The sequence below is a fragment of the Oceanobacillus timonensis genome (genome assembly GCF_900166635.1).
GTDB lineage: Bacteria > Bacillota > Bacilli > Bacillales > Amphibacillaceae > Oceanobacillus > Oceanobacillus timonensis.
Genome location: NZ_LT800497.1, coordinates 3,113,552 through 3,128,896, shown reverse-complemented (window position 1 = coordinate 3,128,896; position 15,345 = coordinate 3,113,552). Strand labels below are relative to the sequence as shown.

The window sequence follows — 15,345 nt, the reverse complement described above, 5'->3', positions numbered from 1 at the left end:
GGAGTCATTCTTCGTGCTAGTGACGTCCTTAGTGGTCATGACCTCCGTGGCCGCCGTGACCACCATCACCATGATCGTGAGGACTGTTTTCTCCTTCAGGTGCAGGTTTGAATTCTTGGTGTGTACCAGTAAACGTCTGTTGACCTAAATGTCCAGGCTCTAATAATTCTTCAAATGTTTCTTCCGTTAACGGGTCAGCAGTATTATGAACATCTTCTACCCATGAATCAAAATCACTTGGAGACATGGCTGTTACTAAAAATTCATTTTCTGCAAAACCTTCTCCATTAAAGTTGGAGTTTCTTCCAATATATTCTCCCGGCTCTTCTGCCACAACGTTTAAGTAGTTTGTCATATCAGCCATAGCGTATTTCTGTCCTGCCAGCTGCGGCACCCAAAAGCTTGAAATAGTACCGTGTGAATATAAGCGAAACTCAACATTTTGATCCGTAGGAATGTAAGCATAGTTTACTGTTTCAATATCCTGTTCCGGATAACTGAAATGCCACTTCCAATTGGAAGACGACGCATAAATAACAAGAGGTTCATCTTCTTCATATCCTTCTGGTGCGCTTTCCACCGAATAGATGGACATGGCGGAAACAATGGATAAGAAAGCAACAATAAGAATTGGAACCGTAACAATGATTCCTTCCACATATTTATTTCCTTCAATATGGGGCGGCTCATAGTCAGGATCTTGTTTTGATGCTCTGTATTTAAATAAAATAACTGCAAGCATTACTAAAACAACAATCACAATGAAAGACATTGTAATGATTGATATCCAAATCACTGTTGCAGTTGTATCTGCTTGAGGACCCTTTGGATCAAGTACGAGTAACGGTTCACAGCCTGCAAGAAAAGCGGTAATAGCTGTTAAAAATGCTAAATAGGTCCACTTTAATTTCATGTTGATACCCCTTCCTTTGATGTTGTATTTCGTTTGATATCTTTTAGAGGGTGTTCAAAAAGGTAATAAACGATAAACGGCGAGATAATGACTTTTTTGTCAAAATCGCCTTTATTGCGATTGTTCATCCTGTTAAAAACATGTAACAACTTTTTGAACATCCCCGTTTATTAAGAGGTTGTCCAAATTTTGAATGAACACACAATTAATTTAGTATTGCTTTATGGCAGGAATAATATTAATACGCATGTAGACAAATTACAAGAGATTGAAAAACACTTCACAAAATGTTCATGAAAACTTCTACATATTTTTGAAAAATGTCGAAACATGCCAAAAAAAGCTTGACAATGATTTCAAATAGTAGTATTAGGAAAAATTTAAAAAATATGTTGCTGTGTAAAGAAAATGAAATACAATCAAGTCCAAATGAGAATATGCTATAATGAAAGGAAGGGGGAGTCACCATGGATCCATTAGATATTTTGATAGATTTAGAACAATTACTTCCTTATTATAAACCGATTATCCGTGCAGACAAACAACTTGTGAGCGGCTATGAAGTAATTGCTTATTTCTTAGATGAAAATAACAAAGAGCAGCGTTTAGACTGGCTTTTCGATGACCCTTCTATTCCGGATGAATTTCGGTTGGAAGTAAATCAATATATTCATCAGAAAGCGATTGAGAAGAAATTACAAGACGGTTTTTCAGGACATCTTACTTTATATTATGATGCAGCATTATTCGTTCGTGATAACGGGGAAGCATTCATTCATTTATTACACAGCTATCAGGAACAAGGGTTAGACTTAAATAACATTATTCTTGAAATCAAGGATACCTGCTTACCGGAAAACACAGGCCAATTGAACCATATCATAAAATATTTAAAAACAATTGGTGTTAAAATAAGTATTGAAATGGCAAATCCCAGTGGCAGTTTAAATCAGCTGGCTGTTCTGCATCCTTCTTTTATTAAGGTAGATACATCCTTTTTGAAAGATGATTTGCTGCCGCATTTATACAAAGACGTTTACTTTGGTGTATCCATGTTATCCAGAAAAATTGGCGCATCCTTATTATTCAAAGGAATACGTTCTTATAAACAATTGAATTTTGCCTGGCAAAGCGGCGGGGAATATTATCAGGGAAGTTATCTGACGAACCCGCAACAGGATTTTATAGAAGAAGATTTCTGTAAAAATGATTTAACCGAGTATTTTAGAGAATTTGTGACTTATGAACAACAGAAAGCAAAAGCGCAGTATGAATTATTGGATACCGTTTATGGGAAAATTGATGAGTTGCTTTCCCGTACGAAACGGACGAATGATGATACATGGTTGTTAAGACTTGGAGAGGGATGTGAAAACTTTGTCTTCCGCATTTATATCTGTAATAGTGTTGGATTGCAGGTATCTGCAAACGTGGAGAAAGATGAAGAAGGAAATTGGATATTGATGGAGGAAGGAATGCATAAGAACTGGAGCTGGCGACCATACTTTTTTGAGAATATCATGCGGATGAACATGGAGAAAAAAGGCATTATATCCGATTTGTACACAGATATTGCTCGTTCAGAGCTGATTAGAACATATGCTTATCCATTGTCCCAAGAACGCTATATATTTTTTGATATTCCTTATAGTTATTTAATAGAAAAAGAGGGGTTGCTGTAATAGGTACGCATATATTACAGCAACTTTCAGAATAAGGTGGTTTTTTTAATGAAATTTATTCATACAGCAGATTGGCATTTAGGTAAGCTGGTTCAGGGCCTCTATATGACAGAAGATCAGGCTTATATTCTGAATCAATTTGTTGAAGCGGTGGAGCAGGAAAAACCGGACGCTGTTATTATTGCCGGAGATTTATATGATCGCGCTGTTCCGCCGGTAGAAGCAGTTGATTTGTTAGATAAAACATTGGATCGAATTGTCAACGAGTTAGGTATTCCGGTATTAGCAATCGCCGGTAACCACGACAGCCCGGGCAGACTGCATTTTGGCAGCAGGCTGATGAAGGAAAAAGGGTACCATATTATTGGCCAGCTGTCAGAAGATATAAAACCTGTTGTCCTTGCAGATGCATTTGGAGAGGTTCATTTTCATCTGATTCCCTATGCTGATCCAAGTGTAGTAAAAACATTGTTTCAAGAAGAGGATATTCGTACGCATCAGGAGGCGATAGCTTTTTTAGTTGGGCGGATAAAAGAGAAGATGGATAAAGACGCACGACATGTTTATGTTGGCCATGCTTTTGTGACTCCTTCCGGCGGAACAGAAGAAAATACAAGTGATTCGGAACGTCCATTATCTATTGGCGGTGCGGAGCATGTAGATGCCCACTTATTTGAAGACTTTCATTATACAGCGCTGGGACATCTTCATCAGGCTCATCATGTACTGGATGAAAAAATACGCTATTCCGGTTCTATTTTGAAGTATTCTTTATCTGAAGAACATCATCAAAAAGGGTTTATCGTTGTGGAAATGGATGGAAAAGGCGAGATGCAAGTTGAGAAAAAAAGGCTTATTCCGAAACGTGATATCCGTTCTGTCAAAATGGAAATGGAAGAAATCTATAAACAGCCTCGGAGCGAAGACTATGTATTTGTGCAATTACTTGATGAACTGCCGGTTTTATCACCAATGGAAAAAGTACGATCCATTTTTCCTAATGCCATGCATGTGGAAAGAGTAAGAACAACGGTAGAAAGGAATCATCATGATGAAAAGCAGCCTTCTAAAACAGGGTTGAGTGATATGGAATTATTTGATGCTTTTTATCAGGAAGTGGCAGATAAAGAAGCGTCTGAAGAAATGAATACGTTGATGAAAGAACTATTTCAGGAAATCCAGGATGCCAAACAGTAAACGAAAAGCATCCAGATAAAAAAGCAGGTGAGAAGAGAATGCAGCCATTACGTTTAACATTAAATGCTTTTGGACCTTATAAAGAAAAAGAGACGATTGATTTTTCCGAGCTTCAAGGAAATACATTGTTTGTTATCTCCGGGAAAACAGGAGCAGGAAAAACGACTTTATTTGACGGAATTGCCTTTGCGTTATATGGCAGAGCGAGCGGATCTGACAGGGAAGATCAGCGTATGCTGCGCAGTGACTTTGCAGATGAAGAAATACATACTTCAGCAGAACTGATTTTTCAAATCCAGGATAAAACGTATCGTATTTTCCGGCAGCTTGGTCATATTAAAAAAGGGAATAAAAGTAAAACAGGAGATAAATGTGAATTTTATGAAGTGCGTGCAGACGGCGAAGTCCCTTGTGTGGACAGACAAATGGTCAGTGAAATTGATCAGAAGGTAGAAGATATTATTGGGCTGACACCGGATCAATTTAAACAAATTGTGATGCTTCCCCAAGGTGAATTTCGAAAACTGCTTACTTCCGGTACAGAAAATAAGGAAGAAATTTTGAGACGCTTGTTCAAAACGGAACATTATAAATATCTCAATGAATTACTCCGGCAAAGAAAAGCAGCCATAGAGACAGAAAATCAGCGTATTCTTAACCGGATGGAACAGCTGCGGACACAAGTTTTTGCTCTGGAACTCGCGGAAGATTCTCCCATACGTGAACTGGCAGATCGGGACCATGTCAACACGAGTCAAATAATGGAAGCTTTGCAAACGGAATTGAAACAGCATGAAGACATCATCACAAAAGTGGATACCCAATATAAAGAGGCGTCCAAACAACAAGAACGTACGCAAAATCGATTATTTCAAGTGAAACAGATAAATGAACGTTTTTCGGAACTGGAGATGTATCAAAAGAACCTGACAGCTTGGAAAGAACAAGCAAAAGAAATGGATACCCTCAAAAAAGGGTTGTTTTCAGCTGAACAGGCAAAATTAATCTTTCCGTATGAACAGCAGCGTAACGAAGCAAGTAAAGAGTTTCAAGAAGCAAGCAAGCGGCTGCAACAGCTGGAAGCGCAGCAAGATACGATGGAAAAACAAAAATTGCAGGCGGAAGCTGATTGGAAAAAGGAACAGGAAAATACAGAAAAACGAGACAACATTTCCATAGAAGTAAATCGGCTCGAAGGGTTTTTACCTGTTGTTAAAGAACTGGAAGTAAAGAAACAAGCAATCAAAAAGCTGGGAGAAGACGTCAAACAAGAAAAAGAACAGCTTGAAAAATTAAAAAGTTTCCGGGAAGAACAAAATAAAAAAATCGAACACTTAGAAAAAGAAGAGCAGGAATTAGACAACGAGGCAGAACAGCTGAATACAGTCAAAGAAGCATTAACTGTTCTGCGTGAACAAGCTATGCTGATGAAAAAATATCGAGATAAATTAGCGCAAATACAAAAAGGAGAAACGGACCAAAAGGAGAAAGAAGCTGTTTATCTGCAAAAAAAAGAACATTATACCCGGTTGGAACAGGCTTGGTTTGCCAATCAGGCGCATGTATTGGCGACCCATTTACATGAAGGGGAAGCATGCCCGGTTTGCGGCAGTTTGGAACACCCGTCTCTAGCAGCAACACAAGAGGCAGAAGTCAGTAAAGAAGAGCTGGAACAGGCGAAAAAGCAGATGGAGCAAAATGAGTCGGTCTGGCGGGAACAGCATGCGAATTTAAAGTCGCTTCAAGCTGAAAGAAAAGAAATGGAAGAAGAACTCGACCATCATCAGTTAGATTATGCCGCCCCGGAACAACGTTATCAGGAAATCGTTGAAAAAGGGAAACAGCAAAAAGCGGAAGAGGACCGTTTAAACCGCTCCAAAGTCCGTTTAGCTGAATGCAAAAAAGAATTGGCTAGCGAGCGGCAGGATCAGAAGAAAAGGGAGAGGGAATGGACTGAAAAAAGTAATCAGGTCAATCAGCTGCAATCGGATTATCAAAGTAAAGAAGCGGTCTATCAGCAGCAATTAACACAGATTCCTGAAACTTTACGTGTTCTTTCTGAATTGGAAACGGAAATCAATAAGTTAAAAGCGGAAAAACAGCAGCTTGAACAGCGCTGGAAAGAAGTTCAGGAAAATTATAAAAACGTTCATGAAGCTTTTACAAAATGGACAGCGGACGTCTATCATCTCAAAGAAAATAAAACGAAAATGAAGCAGAAAACAGAAGCGCTGGAAAAAACGTTGCAAGAGAAATTGGAACAGGCAGATTTTACGGAACAGGCTTATCAGGAAGCGAAATGGGATGAAGCAACCTATCAATCAGTGAAACAAAAAATCGCGGATTATGAGAAACAGGGTTATCAATTGGAAAAGCAAATTTCAGAGCTGGAGAAAAAATTAGAAGGCCAACCCAAGCAGGATGAATCCGAGATAGAAGCTGTTTTAGCGAAATGGAAGCAAGAAACAACATCCAGTCTTGAAAAATTACAGCAGCTGCAGCAGGATAAAAAAGATATGACATTCTATATCAATCAGCTGCAAGAGTTCCATCTTCAGGCAGCGGATTTGGAAAAGAAAAGCGGGCTTGTTACAGAATTATATGACACACTGCGGGGTCAGAATCCGAAGAAGGTATCTTTTGAAAGGTATTTGCAAATGGAATATTTGGATCAGATTATTGAGGCTGCCAATTTACGTTTACATGATCTTTCGAATGGCCAATTCTACTTGATAAGAAGTGACCGTCAGGAAGCACGCGGAAAACAGAGCGGTTTAGGATTGGACGTATATGACCAATATACAGGCCAGACACGGGATGTAAAAACCTTATCTGGAGGAGAGAAATTCCATGCCTCCCTTTGCCTTGCTCTGGGAATGAGTGATGTTATCCAAAGCTTTCAAGGAAATATTGTGATTCAAACCATGTTTATTGATGAAGGATTCGGCTCATTGGATGAAGAATCCCTCCGTAAAGCTATTGATGCGTTGATACAACTACAGCAATCCGGACGAATGATTGGTGTTATTTCCCATGTTCAAGAACTCAAAGACGTCTTTCCGGCAGCTATTGAGGTGCATAAAACAAAAGAAGGTTATAGTAAAACAGAAATTGTCGTGAAATAAGAAAGAAGCTTTTCACTAATGGTGCATTCCCTAAAAATTCGTTATATTGTTTGCTATTTAAATAGCCCGTGTATTATCATTTAATTATTGTATTTTTCGACAGATATTTTAATGTGTAATCAAGACGCTTAGAAGTCTTTATTATAGTCAGGAGAAGGGTAGGAATCATTGTGAAGATTGGTATTGATAAGCTGGGATTTTATGCACCGCATCTATATGTAGATATGAACGATTTAGCGAAAGAACGTGGAATTGACCCGGGCAAATTCACGATTGGTCTGGGGCAGGACGAAATGGCTGTTCCGCCGATTACGCAGGATCCTGTTTCATTGGCAGCCAATGCAGCAGAACAAATCTTAGACGAAGAAGATAAAAATGCGATTGATTTAGTACTGTTTGGAACAGAATCTGGTGTGGATCATTCCAAATCGGCTGCTGTATATGTCCATCAATTATTAGGACTGAATCCTAAAGCACGTTCTGTAGAAATAAAACAGGCTTGCTATGGCGCGACTGCAGGCATACAAATGGCCAAAGGACATATCGCGCTTCATCCGGATAAAAAAGTACTTATATTGGCATCTGATATTGCACGCTATGGTTTAAATACGCCCGGTGAATCAACACAAGGTGCTGGTGCGGTTGCTATTTTAGTCAGTGCCTCTCCAAGATTACTTGAATTGGAAAAGGAAAGCACGTATTATACAGACGATATCATGGACTTCTGGAGGCCGGTCTATTCTTCAACGGCTTTTGTAGATGGCAAGTACTCCAATGAACAATATATTGCTTTCTTCCAAAAAGTATGGAAAGACTATCAGGAGCAGACAGGAAGAAATTTAGCAGATTTTGCTGCGATTGCTTTCCATCTCCCATACACGAAAATGGGCTGGAAAGCATTACGTACCGTGATTGAAGATGCCCCTGAAGAAGAACAGGAACGGTTAAAAAATAATTATCAAATCAGTACAAAATACAACCGTCATGTTGGAAATATCTATACAGGTTCGCTTTACCTCAGTCTGATTTCCTTATTAGAAAATCAGGATGATTTAAAAGAGGGCGATACAATCGGCTTGTATAGTTATGGATCTGGAGCTGTCGGTGAATTCTTATCCGGAAAACTTCAGACCGGCTTCAAAGCACACCTGCTAACCGCAGAGCACCAGTCTATGTTTGAAAACAGAGAACGTATCTCTGTAGCAACATACGAAGAAGTATTTGAGGAAACATTGCCGACAGATGGCAGTGAAAAACAGCTGAATACAAACGAAGACCCGGCAAAAATTTGTTTAGCGGGTGTAAAAGACCATATCCGCAGCTATACGGTGAAATAATTTGAAAAACTCCTGGACAATGTGTACCGTCCAGGAGTTTTTTACATGTTATTTTGATTCGACACCGGAATCTATGGTTGATATTATGTCATAAATACGTTAATGACACTGGCTGGCGCAGTGTTTTTTCCGTAGCAGTTGCTACTATCCAAAATATAGCCATTTGTCACCTGTAGATTTTGATGAAGAGCCGTTATTTTCGTGATATAAATGATTTTAAGATGTATAATCGGGGTATAGTCAAACATATCATAAAAGTTGGAGGGTGTTCGAATGACAAAAAGGAAAGAAGTTATTGAAGTAACAAATCCAGCAACAGGTGACATCGTGGATACAGTTTTAAAAGGAGGGAAGGAAGAAGCAGCGCAGGCCGTTGATAAAGCCTACCAAGCTTTTCAGGAATGGTCTAAACAATCTGTCTATGAAAGAAGTGCTTTGTTAAACAAATGGTTTGCGCTTGTAGAAAAGCATGAAGCAGAATTAGCCAGAATCATGACCATTGAGCAGGGAAAACCGTTGAAAGAAGCAACGGGTGAAATTCGGTATGCCAACAGTTTTATTTCCTGGTATGCAGAAGAGGGAAAAAGACTTTATGGTGAAACGATTCCAGCCACTGCCAGTGATAAGCGTATTGTTGTTAATCGGCAGCCGGTTGGCGTCATTGCAGCGATTACGCCATGGAATTTTCCGGCGGCTATGATTACCCGGAAAGTTGCGCCAGCACTGGCAGCGGGATGTACAGCTGTTGTAAAACCCGCCAGCGCTACCCCTTTAACAGCTATCCGGCTTAGGGAACTTGCCGTAGAAGCAGGTATTCCCGAAGGTGTGCTGCAAATCGTTACAGGAAGCTCCGGGGAGATTAGTGATGCATGGATGGAAGACGAACGTGTCCGAAAAATTTCATTTACAGGTTCTACAGAAGTCGGAAAATTACTCATGCAAAAATCGGCAGATACAGTAAAGAAACTCTCATTGGAACTAGGCGGTCATGCCCCGTTGATTGTTATGGAAGATGCAGATATTGAAAAAGCCGTCAAAGGAGCGATTGCTTCCAAATATCGTAATGCGGGCCAAACCTGTGTATGCGCTAATCGGATTTATGTACATGAATCCATTGAACAGGAATTCGCAAAGGCTTTTAAGGAAAAAGTTGCACAGCTTAAGGTGGGAGACGGTTTGGAAGAAGGCGTAGATATTGGTCCTTTAATCGACCAATCTGCCGTTGAAAAAGTACAATATCATATCGAGGATGCGCTTGACAAAGGGGCGGAGAAACTGTTAGGAGACGAAACAGCAAATGAAGATTTATTTTTTAGTCCAACGATTTTAACGCATGTGAATGACGATATGATATGTATGCAGGAAGAAACCTTTGGACCATTAGCTCCTATTGCAACTTTTCAAACCAAGGAAGAGGCGATAGCACGTGCGAATCATTCTCCTTATGGATTGGCATCCTATTTATTTACAGAAAATCTGACGACAGCAATAGAAGTCAGTGAACAATTAGAGTATGGCATTGTCGGTATTAATGATGGAGCGCCAACAACAGCACAAGCCCCATTCGGAGGATTTAAAGAAAGTGGTCTTGGCCGGGAAGGCGGTCATCATGGCATCGATGAGTATGTGGAGATACAATACTTGTCGATTCAACTGTAAAGGTTTCAGAGGAGAGAATTGCTCAAGAAGCTTTTAACTGGCAATATGTATACGTGATATTAAAAATATCCTGGGGCAGAGCTGGGACTGCTTGCAATGTCGTCAGGTTAATATGATCGCTACGGAAAAACACTACGCTTTCCGTGGGCTTGTCCTCAGCCTCCTCGAAAAAAGAAGTTCACTTTTTTCTGCGGGGTCTTCACACTGCGCATTCCCACAGGAGTCTCCGTGTTTTTCCTTCGCTAGATAGTTTTATTGCTAACTATCCGTATCGAATATAATTTTTATAAAATTCATTAACCTGATGACATTGGGACTGCTTGTCCCACCCACGAAAACATGTGCAGCTTATCGATATAAGGTAAGAGCCGGGGCGCATCAACTGCTTGCGTTTTCTGATGACATGTTTGCAGGAAAGCTGTATACTACTTCTAGAGAGGTGCAGATAAATGGAATTTAATATCGGTCCCAGGATGTTAAAAACAGGGCTGGCAGTAACGTTGACGTTATTAATTACCAGTATCTTTGATATGCAATATGCAGTTATTGCAGCGATTGCGTCTGTTATAGCGATGCAGCCTTCTATCATGCGGTCTTTTAATTATATAAAAGAAGTCGTTATTGGTAACTCGATAGGAGGAACACTAGCCATTTTAGGCGTATTTTTACTTGGCAGTCATCCGATATCGGTCGGGGCAGTCGTTATTTTATCAATTGCGATTAATATCAGGCTGGGGTTAACCAAGACAACCAATTTAACGGTCTTAACCATTGTCAGTATGATGGTGGCGAGCCAAGGCGATCATATTAATTTCGTATATATTTTATCGCGTGTATCGCTTGTCGCAATAGGGGTTGTTTCTGCATTTATTGTGAATGTATTCGTTAATCCGCCCAACCATCAAAAGATTTTATTTCAGATGATTAAGGAAGCCAGTGAAAGTTCTCATTTTCTACTGCGTGTTATTCCGAGCAATACGATGAGTGTTCCGCAAATCCGTGATGAAGAAAGAAATGTAGAAAAACAAATCAATAAGATAAGGGACTATTTTGATATTATTACGGATGAGAAAAATAGGCTTTTTATTCGAAAACGCCGTTCTTTTTTCCGGAATATCGTGATTTACAAGCAAATGATACAAGTATTGCGGAAAAAACATACGCTGATTGTTGAGCTGGAAAAGAATTTAAAAGAAATTGAACAAATGGCTGCCGGCAAGTCGTTCTTAATTAAAAAGCTGGTGAGTGAAATTAATAACTATAGTGAAAATGTCTTTCTGATGTATGAAGATCGCATTGTCCTGGATAGAGACTTGCAAAAAGAGACAAAGCAAGCAATGAGTGTAACAATCAATAATCTAATTGAAGCATTGCAAGGTACAGATTATGAAAAATGGCATTATGTCTTTCCAGTTGCCAACAGTATTGTAGAGCTCTTTTATGAATTGGATAAACTGGAGAAGTATGTGCGAAACAAAGAAAAAAGAGAAGAAGAATAACAGAAAAGGCAAAGCCATATGAAAACATTGGCAAGAATTTTTCATGGTGCAGCATTGATTTTCATTGTGCCTATAATTGAAAAAACAGGTATAACATGCCCTTCCTTTGCATATAGTAGTAATACTATGTAACGAAAAGGAGAGGATGGAATTGGTTCGTTTTTTGTCGCATCATGAATTAGAAAACCTATATTATATATACGGAAAGTATGAGGACGCCTATCAAACGCTGCTGGAAAGAAAAGAAGACCATGTAAGGGAAGAAACACAAAGACAATTGGAAGAACAAATGGAAATGGTTAAGAAACAACAGCGTCAAATACTAGCTTCTTTAACATAAAACAGCGTGCAGTTGAATGGCCTGCACGCTGTTTTTTAATATTATTTTTTAAGATGAAGATTTGCATTAATATATCCAATAAATTCATTTGCTTTCTCTGCAGGAGGTTTCGTAAACAAACTGACAGTGATAAATAAGAATGCAGAAAGTATCAGACCCCATAAACCGGAAGCCAGACCAAGCGGCTTTGCTTGGAGCAGCTCCAGGAGTAAGACAACAGCACCGGGAATGATGGTGCTTGCTAATACAGCAGCTGCTGTTCCTCTTTTCCAAAAGAAAGTTCCGATAATTGTCGGGACAACAACAATCAAACCGGCAGAAGAAGCAACGGATAAGACCGCTATTAAATCCAATTGTAATTCTGCAAATAAATAAGCCAACAGGGCAATAACAGGAATAATCCATTTACCAATCTGAAGCTGAACCTGATCTGTTGCACTTTGGCGGATATTTCCATAGACATCTTTTGCAAACATAGATGATACAGTCAGCAGAATAGAATCGATGGTGGATACAGCAGCTGCAATAATACCTATCATCACAATAACCGCTAAAACAGGGGGTACTCCCGTTGATGTCAGTACGACCGGCGTCGCTAAATCGGGATTATCTAAACCGGGTTCTAATAAGAATGCGGAGTAACCCCAGAATATAGACACGAGTGTATAGACAAAACCAAAAATCATAAAACCTAACAACATATGCCGCATGCTTTTTAATGAAGCTGGCATAAACAGTCGTTGACTGACTTGCGGATTGGAAATGCTAAAGAAAAACCACGGTATGGTTAATCCGATAAAAGATAGAAAGCTGAAATATCCATTACCTGGTACCGTCAACATCTCCGGATGGTGATTTTCCAACTGCTGGAAAAAACCTGTCAAACCGCCAATTTCACGGATTAAAAAGAGGACGACGAAGATAGACCCGATAATCATAAACAGGGACTGCAAGGAATCTGTCCAGGCAACGGAACGTATTCCGGCTATGTATGCAAAAAAGATGGCTAAGACGACAGCGATGATAACCCCGGTGCTAAAAGAAATTTGCTGGTTGGAGACACCTTGTAACAGATACCCGACACCCGCCAGCTGTACAGCACTATATGGAATTAAAAACAGACAGTTGCTAACAGCGATGGCAATCGCAGCTGCTTTACTTTGATAGCGGTCCCCAATCATTTCAGATGGTGTAATATAACCGTATTTTTTTCCGGCAATCCAAAAACGGGGACCAAAAAAAGCAATCAGTGAAACGCCCATTAAATAAATAAGTTCAAAGCCAAGAGCACCAATCCCGCCCTGATAGGTAAGACCCGCTAATCCCACCAGCATAAATGCGCTATATGTTGTAGCGCTATAGCTTAATGCAGAAACAAAACCGCCAAGTTTACGGTCTCCAAGAAAATAGGCGCCCATATTTGTCTGTTTGCCGGTTCGTGATAAAAATGCGACGACAAGGGCTATAACGATATATATTCCCAAACCCCACCATATAAGCGAAACATTCATTCTTCATCGCTCCAATCTTTTGTCAATATTGCGTTGAAAACGATAACAATAAAAGTTAATATCAACCAGAAAAGAAAGCTTCCATACCATTTTTCAATATTGTTAAGAAGTGTAAAAGGGACAATAAAAGCGCATAGAATGATGATGCTGATAATGATTGCTGCGTTTTTTTCCTTCATACATCTACCTCCAAATTACAATGTGATATTATTCACAATAAAAATTATGTGAATTCGCTAACAATCATAGCAGAATGTTCATCAATTTGCCACATTATTTAAGTTGTGAATAATAACCTGTTTTTGGGAGTGACGCCAACAATGTAATAGGTTCGTGAAGCATAGGGAAGGTGCGAGAAGGAGTTTACAGCTTGGCATTGTATCTTTTTTAAGATGAAACAATTGATATTATGATGAACAATCAAAGCAAAACATGTACAAATCCTGTCGATCGGATTGTTTAAAAAACCAAAGAAGGCAGCATGTCTCTGAAATGAGGATGCTGCCTTCTGAAAAAAACATATTAAACTGCTGCTTCTGTATCTATAACGGCACCAGTTGCTGTGTCTACATAGAAATCGTATTGCTTATTCGTTCCATCAATGTTTCTGGTTACTCCTCCACGATATACATCGTAAAGCAGACCGTTTCTTTCTAATTCTTCCGGTTTCATATAAATCCAGGAACCACTGATAGGCCCTTTACGTTTAAACATTTCTTTAGCATGATTTAATGCTTTTTCTGGAGTGACTTTGGTTTGATTGTTTACTTGTTCACGTGCAATATAACCGATTGCAATACCGAACGCTGCAGCAAGTAATACTTTCTTTTTGCTCAATTTATTCACCTCTGTTTAGTAAGATTCAATGTCTGCTATATGTGTAGTATATCGTATAGTGATTGGGAAATACAAATAATTGAACATTGTGGCTGGAAAGTGTTGGACTTTTTCAAGTATACTTGCAGTAGTGATATATATACTGAGGATGTATGAATTGAATAGGAGGCTTTTTTTATGAACAAAGAAACACTTGCGTTATTTAAGCATTTAACGGAATTGCAAGGAGCTCCGGGAAATGAACATGCCGTCCGGAATTTCATGAAACAGGAACTAAATAAATATTCCGATGAAATCGTCCAGGATAATCTGGGCGGTACATTTGGAGTGAAGCATGGCAAAGGGCCGACTGTGATGGTAGCAGGACACATGGATGAAGTCGGCTTTATGGTGACACAAATTACAGATAATGGAATGATTCGTTTTCAGACCTTGGGAGGCTGGTGGAGCCAGGTAATGCTCGCACAACGTGTTCAGGTGATGACAAAAAATGGACCGGTAACAGGTGTGATTGCTTCGATTCCGCCGCATTTATTAACGGAAGCACAACGTGGCAAGCCAATGGAAATAAAAAATATGTTAATTGATATTGGAGCAGATGATCAAGAAGATGTAAAAAATATTGGCGTTCGTCCAGGGGATACCATTGTTCCAGTTACCCCGTTTGAACCAATGGCAAATGAGAAAAAAATTCTGGCAAAGGCTTGGGATAATCGTTACGGATGCGGATTGGCCATTGAACTATTAAAGGAACTCCAAGGGGAAACACTGCCCAACCAGCTTTATTCTGGTGCAACGGTTCAGGAAGAGGTTGGTTTGCGCGGGGCACAGGTAGCGGCTAATATGATTAAACCGGATATTTTTTATGCGTTGGATGCTTCGCCGGCAAATGATGCATCGGGTGATAAAAAAGCATTCGGCCAACTAGGAAAGGGTGCTTTATTGCGTATTTTTGATGGCACAATGATTACACATAAAGGCTTACGTGAATTTGTTCTGGATACAGCAGAATCAAACGATATTCCTTATCAATACTTTGTCTCACCAGGCGGTACGGATGCCGGGCGTGTCCATCTATCCGGTGACGGCGTTCCATCTACCGTTGTTGGTATTTGTTCCAGATATATTCATACGTCGGCATCGATTATTCATATAGATGATTATGCAGCAGCGAAAGAAATGATTACGAAGCTTGTCAAATCAACAGATGAAACGGTTGTTTCCAAGCTGCATCAAGGGTAACAG

General features: G+C 39.6%; 12 protein-coding genes. 8 read left to right on the top strand and 4 right to left on the bottom strand.

What is annotated here, in order from left to right:
* Positions 1–28: 28 nt before the first annotated feature.
* Complete coding sequence (qoxA, locus tag B7E05_RS15315) at positions 29–913, bottom strand: cytochrome aa3 quinol oxidase subunit II (protein ID WP_080875022.1); 885 nt, start codon at positions 911–913, stop codon at positions 29–31.
* Positions 914–1,380: 467 nt separating this feature from the next.
* On the opposite strand from qoxA, the gene B7E05_RS15310 reads away from it, so the two are divergent.
* The 7 genes from B7E05_RS15310 (at position 1,381) to B7E05_RS15280 (ending at position 11,752) form a co-directional block, all read left to right on the top strand.
* Positions 1,381–2,595, top strand: coding sequence for an EAL domain-containing protein (locus tag B7E05_RS15310; protein ID WP_080875021.1), 1,215 nt, complete (start codon positions 1,381–1,383; stop codon positions 2,593–2,595).
* A gap of 48 nt (positions 2,596–2,643) precedes the next feature.
* Positions 2,644–3,792: an exonuclease SbcCD subunit D gene (locus B7E05_RS15305; protein WP_080875020.1), complete on the top strand. Its 1,149-nt coding sequence runs from the start codon at positions 2,644–2,646 to the stop codon at positions 3,790–3,792.
* Positions 3,793–3,830: 38 nt separating this feature from the next.
* Complete coding sequence (locus B7E05_RS15300; protein ID WP_080875019.1) at positions 3,831–6,917, top strand: AAA family ATPase; 3,087 nt, start codon at positions 3,831–3,833, stop codon at positions 6,915–6,917.
* Between the two features lie 170 nt (positions 6,918–7,087).
* A complete protein-coding gene (locus tag B7E05_RS15295; RefSeq protein WP_080875018.1) occupies positions 7,088–8,254 on the top strand; it encodes a hydroxymethylglutaryl-CoA synthase in 1,167 nt (388 codons plus the stop codon).
* A gap of 273 nt (positions 8,255–8,527) precedes the next feature.
* Positions 8,528–9,913 carry an NAD-dependent succinate-semialdehyde dehydrogenase gene (locus tag B7E05_RS15290; protein ID WP_080875017.1) on the top strand — a complete coding sequence of 462 codons (1,386 nt, stop codon included), beginning with the start codon at positions 8,528–8,530 and terminating at the stop codon, positions 9,911–9,913.
* A gap of 449 nt (positions 9,914–10,362) precedes the next feature.
* Positions 10,363–11,412, top strand: coding sequence for an FUSC family protein (locus B7E05_RS15285; RefSeq protein ID WP_080875016.1), 1,050 nt, complete (start codon positions 10,363–10,365; stop codon positions 11,410–11,412).
* A 151-nt stretch (positions 11,413–11,563) separates the two neighbouring features.
* Positions 11,564–11,752 carry a hypothetical protein gene (locus tag B7E05_RS15280; protein ID WP_080875015.1) on the top strand — a complete coding sequence of 63 codons (189 nt, stop codon included), beginning with the start codon at positions 11,564–11,566 and terminating at the stop codon, positions 11,750–11,752.
* A 41-nt stretch (positions 11,753–11,793) separates the two neighbouring features.
* Here B7E05_RS15280 and B7E05_RS15275 read toward each other — a convergent pair whose 3' ends face one another.
* The 3 genes from B7E05_RS15275 to B7E05_RS15265 all read right to left on the bottom strand — a co-directional run bounded on the left by B7E05_RS15275 (position 11,794) and on the right by B7E05_RS15265 (position 14,100).
* Positions 11,794–13,263, bottom strand: a complete 1,470-nt coding sequence (locus tag B7E05_RS15275; protein ID WP_080875014.1) for a sodium:solute symporter family protein — start codon at positions 13,261–13,263, stop codon at positions 11,794–11,796.
* Positions 13,260–13,442, bottom strand: coding sequence for a hypothetical protein (locus tag B7E05_RS15270; protein WP_080875013.1), 183 nt, complete (start codon positions 13,440–13,442; stop codon positions 13,260–13,262). Before B7E05_RS15270 ends, B7E05_RS15275 begins: the two co-directional genes overlap by 4 nt.
* Positions 13,443–13,785: 343 nt before the next feature.
* Positions 13,786–14,100: a PepSY domain-containing protein gene (locus B7E05_RS15265; protein ID WP_080875012.1), complete on the bottom strand. Its 315-nt coding sequence runs from the start codon at positions 14,098–14,100 to the stop codon at positions 13,786–13,788.
* Between the two features lie 177 nt (positions 14,101–14,277).
* Here B7E05_RS15265 and B7E05_RS15260 point away from each other — a divergent pair, with 177 nt between their 5' ends.
* Positions 14,278–15,342 (top strand): M42 family metallopeptidase, encoded by a 1,065-nt coding sequence (locus B7E05_RS15260; protein ID WP_080875011.1) that lies wholly within the window; start codon positions 14,278–14,280, stop codon positions 15,340–15,342.
* Positions 15,343–15,345 lie beyond the last annotated feature (3 nt).